This window comes from Cellulomonas sp. A375-1 (assembly GCF_001040865.1).
GTDB classification, from domain to species: Bacteria; Actinomycetota; Actinomycetes; order Actinomycetales; family Cellulomonadaceae; genus Cellulomonas; species Cellulomonas gelida.
This window is the reverse complement of the sequence record NZ_LFKW01000149.1, coordinates 2,984-7,258: the sequence shown is the minus strand read 5'-3', so window position 1 is coordinate 7,258 and position 4,275 is coordinate 2,984. Positions and strand designations below refer to the sequence as shown.

General features: G+C 73.2%; 4 protein-coding genes. All 4 read right to left on the bottom strand.

Annotation, left to right across the window (positions count from 1 at the left end):
- Nucleotides 1-93: 93 nt before the first annotated feature.
- Entirely contained in the window at nucleotides 94-1,188 is a 1,095-nt protein-coding gene (locus CWIS_RS15975; RefSeq protein ID WP_229747392.1) for a glycosyltransferase, read from the bottom strand.
- Nucleotides 1,189-1,223: 35 nt separating this feature from the next.
- Entirely contained in the window at nucleotides 1,224-2,327 is a 1,104-nt protein-coding gene (locus CWIS_RS15970) for an ABC transporter ATP-binding protein (RefSeq protein WP_231583948.1), read from the bottom strand.
- Entirely contained in the window at nucleotides 2,305-3,174 is an 870-nt protein-coding gene (locus tag CWIS_RS15965) for an ABC transporter permease (RefSeq protein WP_048344334.1), read from the bottom strand. The genes CWIS_RS15970 and CWIS_RS15965 overlap by 23 nt, the downstream gene beginning before the upstream one ends.
- A gap of 7 nt (nucleotides 3,175-3,181) precedes the next feature.
- Nucleotides 3,182-4,275: glycosyltransferase family 2 protein (locus tag CWIS_RS15960; RefSeq protein ID WP_369796596.1), on the bottom strand; the 1,094-nt coding region annotated here is incomplete at its 5' end.

Below are 4,275 nucleotides of genomic sequence, written 5' to 3'. Positions count from 1 at the left end.
GCCGACCTCGTCAACGGCGTGCCGGGCGCGTTGCAGCTCCTCGCTGCGCGCTGAGGCACCTCGCGCCGGGCACGCCCGCGCCAGGCGAGGGGGTCAGGCCCCGGCGTCCGCGCTCGCGGCGGGCTGCGGGACCAGGCGTGCGACCGCGTCCGCGAACGACGCGAGGTCCTCGCCCGCGACGTACGAGTCGGCCGCGGCGAGCGCCGCAGTCCTCAGGCGCTCGAGCTCGGCGGGGTCAGCCGCCCACGCGCGCAACGCCTGTGCGGCCTGCCCCGTGTCGGCCACGACGACCCCGGCCCGCGTCTCGCGGACCACGGCCGCGCTGCGCGGCAGGTCGGTCGCGATGACCGCGAGCCCGCACGCGAGGTACTCGTAGAGCTTGGAGGGGATCGCGTCGCGGAACGCGGGCGTCGCGTCCAGCATGAGGAAGCCGACCCAGGCACCGCTCGCGAACGTCCACGCCTCACGCGGCGGCTGCCGCCCGTGCCAGCGCACCACGCCGGACAGCTCGGGCGACGCGAGCCGCTCGAGGAACTCCTCACGGTCGGCCGGCGCGATGGGACCGACGAGGTCGAGCTCCCAGCCGCCGGCCGCCTCGATCGCGTCGAGCATCGCGAACAGGCCGCGGCTGCGCCGCAGGTCGCCGATGTACACCGCGCGCGGCGTGGCGCCCGGCGGGGTCGGCGCGGGAAGCATCGACGTGTCCGCGAGGTTGCGCACGACGAGCCGGTGCGCGGCGTCGGGCATCAGGTGGTCGTCGGCCACGACGAGCAGGTCGGCGCGCCGCGCGGCACGTGAGCCGAGCCGCGCGGAGATCGCCGCGCCCCCGCCCCGCAGCCCGGACGCCCACGCCCGGTCCTTGAGCAGCAGCTCGTAGTCCTCGTGGACGTCCGTCACGAGCGCCGTGCGCCGTCCGACGACCCGGCGCAGTCGTTGCGCGACCCGCGCACCCGCCGCCGAGTCGGGGTCGAGCGCGACGACCACGTCACCGCTCGTGCGCAGAGGCAGCGTGAGCGCGTACCAGGCACGGCGCAGCGCGCCCCGGCGGGGCCACGTGCGCGTCGTCGCGCCGGGCGGGCCCGAGCTCGCAGCGCCGAGGCCCAGGACCTCCACCCGAAGACCGGCGCGCTGCAGCGCAGCGGCCTCGCGGTGCAGGCGCGCGTCGGCGACATCGTGACCGGAGGTCACGATGCTCACCTGCGGCCTCACCGCGCGGTCTCCATTCAGAGGTCTTCGAGGGTGAAGGCGTTCTCGCCGACCTCGAGGAAGCGCGTGTAGGCGTCGCCGCAGGCCTGCGGCGTGCCGCGCATCATGAGTCGGCCTTCGTGGATCCAGATCGCCTCGTTGCACAGCTCGCGGATCGACGCGAGCGAGTGGCTGACGAGGAACATGGCGCGCGCCGAGGACATGAGCTCGTCCATCTTCGCGGCGGCCTTGTTCTTGAACCGGGCGTCACCAGCGGACAGCGCCTCGTCGATGAGCAGGATGTCCGGCTCCATGTGCACCGAGACCGCGAACGCGAGGCGCTGGGCCATGCCCGCGGAGTAGGTGCGCAGCGGGAGGTCCATGAAGTCGCCGAGCTCGGCGAACTCCGCGATCTCCTCGGCTCGCTCCGCGACCTGCGCGCGCGTCAGTCCCTGCGCGAGTCCGCCGAGCATGACGTTCTCGCGACCCGAGAGCGCGCCGTTGAAGCCGACGCCCAACGAGAGCAGCGAGCTGATCTCCCCGCGGACCTCGATGCGCCCGCTCGTCGGCGGCAGCACCCCGGCCAGCGCACGCATGAGCGTCGACTTGCCGGCGCCGTTCGCGCCGATGATGCCGAGCGCCGTGCCCTCCATGACGTCGAACGACAGGTTCTGCAGCGCGTGCACCTCGCGCACCGCTCGCTCGCCGCGGCCCAGGCGCACGATCGCGCTCTTGATCGTCGGGATCTTCTCGAACGTCGTGCGGTACGTGATCGACAGGTCCTGGACGCTCACCGCGGGCGGCGCGTCCGGGTCGACCGGGTACTTGCGCTCGATCCGCGGCTGGGCGACCGCGGGAGCCGGTGCGGCCTCGGGCGTCTCGGCGTCGGTCACCGGGGCGTCCGCGGGAGGCTCGTCGCCGGGCTGAGCGGCGGCCGGCTGAGCGGCGACCGCCTGACCCTCGGCGTCAGTGCCCTGAGCGGGCTGGTCGTCCGCGACCTTGGCGTCGGTCGCCTCGGTGTCCGTGGGCACAGCATCCCCCTGGTCGGCGGCAGCGGGCTGCACCTCGGGGTGCGCGTTCTCGTCGGACCGGCGGGAGCCGCCCTGGGTCAGGTCCATGTCAGAGGCGGACAGCGAACTCACGCTCCCTCGACATGAAGAGCAGCGACCCGGCGACCGCGGCGATCACGGCCCACGCCGCACCGGCGAACCACACCTTGGGCTCGGGGACCGTGTTCAGCAGCGCGAGCTCGTTCCAGCCGCCGATCAGCGAGAACAGCGGGTTACCGATCAGCATGATGTGCGCGAAGCGCGGACCGTGGCCGCCGAGGTCGTCGATCGTCCACAGCACGGGCGACAGGTACAGCCAGATGCGCGTGAAGAACGGCAGGAAGCTCGACGTGTCCCGGAAATAGACCTGCAGCGTCGCCATGATCGCCGCGAGACCGAAGCTGAACACCGTGATCATCAGGAGAAACACGATCGCGAGCAGCATCTCGACGCCCCAGGGCTCGTCCGTGAACGCCTTGATGACGAGGAAGACCGGGACGGTCGGCAGGAAGCGGAAGAACGCGGTGCGCACTGCGGCCAGCGGCATGAGCAGGCGCGGGAACGCCATGTTCATGATGAGTCGTCCACCGCCCGTAACCGAGGTCGCGCCCTGCTGCAGGCCGCCCGCGACGAGCTGGAACACGAACAGCCCGCACACGATGTGCGCGAGGCGGTCGACGCCCCCGCCGTTCTTGCTGATGATCGCGACGAGCAGGTAGTACACGAGCGCCATCAGCAGCGGGTTCAGCACCAGCCAGAGCTGGCCGAAGACGGTCTGCGTGTGCGCGGCACGGATGCCCGACCGCGAGAACTCCGCGGCGAACGGGAGCCGGTGGCGCAGGTCGCTGAAGTACGGACCGAACTTGGGCAGGCCGGCGCGGTGGGGCTCGTAGACGCGAAGCTCTCCCCTACGCGGGCGCACGGCTTCCTGGGTGGGCATGGCTGGCTCAGTCCTCCGCCGGGTGACGGTCGATTCCCTCGCCCGCGGCGGATCGGGGCTGTCGGGACGCATTGGCCGGATCAGGATAGAGGACGCGAGCCTGCGTGCCGCCAGCCTCCGCCCCCACGCCGCGCAGGAACCCCGAGCCCCAGGCGACATGCATCGTCGCGATCGCGGCGGGCAGGCGCAGGCGGGCCGCGGGACTCATCCCCCGGCCCACGACGACCGACCCCGCGAGCACGCCGACGGCGTACGCAGCGGGAACGACGGCACCGGCGACGAGCCACGTCGGGCCGACGGTCGCGCCGACGAGCCCGAGGACGGCCCCGCCCGCGATGCCGACCACGGCCGCGGGGGGTGTGAGGTAGCGCACACCCGCGGTCTCCGGGTGGTGCCGCATGACCTGCCGGCGCCACTGCCCGCTGCGGAAGAACTGCCGGGCGAGCGAGCGCACGTCGCCGCGCGGCCGGTAGGTCACCGCCAGGCGCGGGTCGAACCACACGACGTCGCCGTTCTCCCGCAGCCGGTGGTTGAGCTCCCAGTCCTGCGCCCGCACGAAGTGCTCGTCGTACCCGCCGACGCGCTCGAGCGCGTCGCGGCGGAACACCCCGAGGTAGACGGTCGGCGCCGGTCCGGCCTGACCGCCCGTGTGGAACGACGCGGCGCCGATGCCGAGTCGGCTGCTCATCGCGCGCGCGACGGCCTCCTCGAACGGCGTGGTGCCCACGGGGACCATGAGCCCACCGACGTTGGCGGCGCCCGTCTCGAGCAGCGCCTCGACCGCCACGCGCACGTAGTCGCGCTCGATCTCGCTGTGCCCGTCGACGCGGACCAGCACGTCGTGCCGCGCCGCGGCGATCGCGATGTTCAACCCGGCCGGCGTCAGACCCGTGGGGTTGTCCAGGACGCGCACCCGGGCGTCGCCGGCAGCGAGCTCGTCGGCGATCTCGCGCGTCCGGTCGTGGCTGGGGCCCACCGCGACGACGATCTCGAGCTCGCCCGGGTAGTCCTGGTCGAGCACCTGCTCGATCGCGGCCGTGAGGTGCCGTTCCTCCTCGCGGACCGTGACGAACACCGAGACCGGGGGCAGGCTGCTGGTGC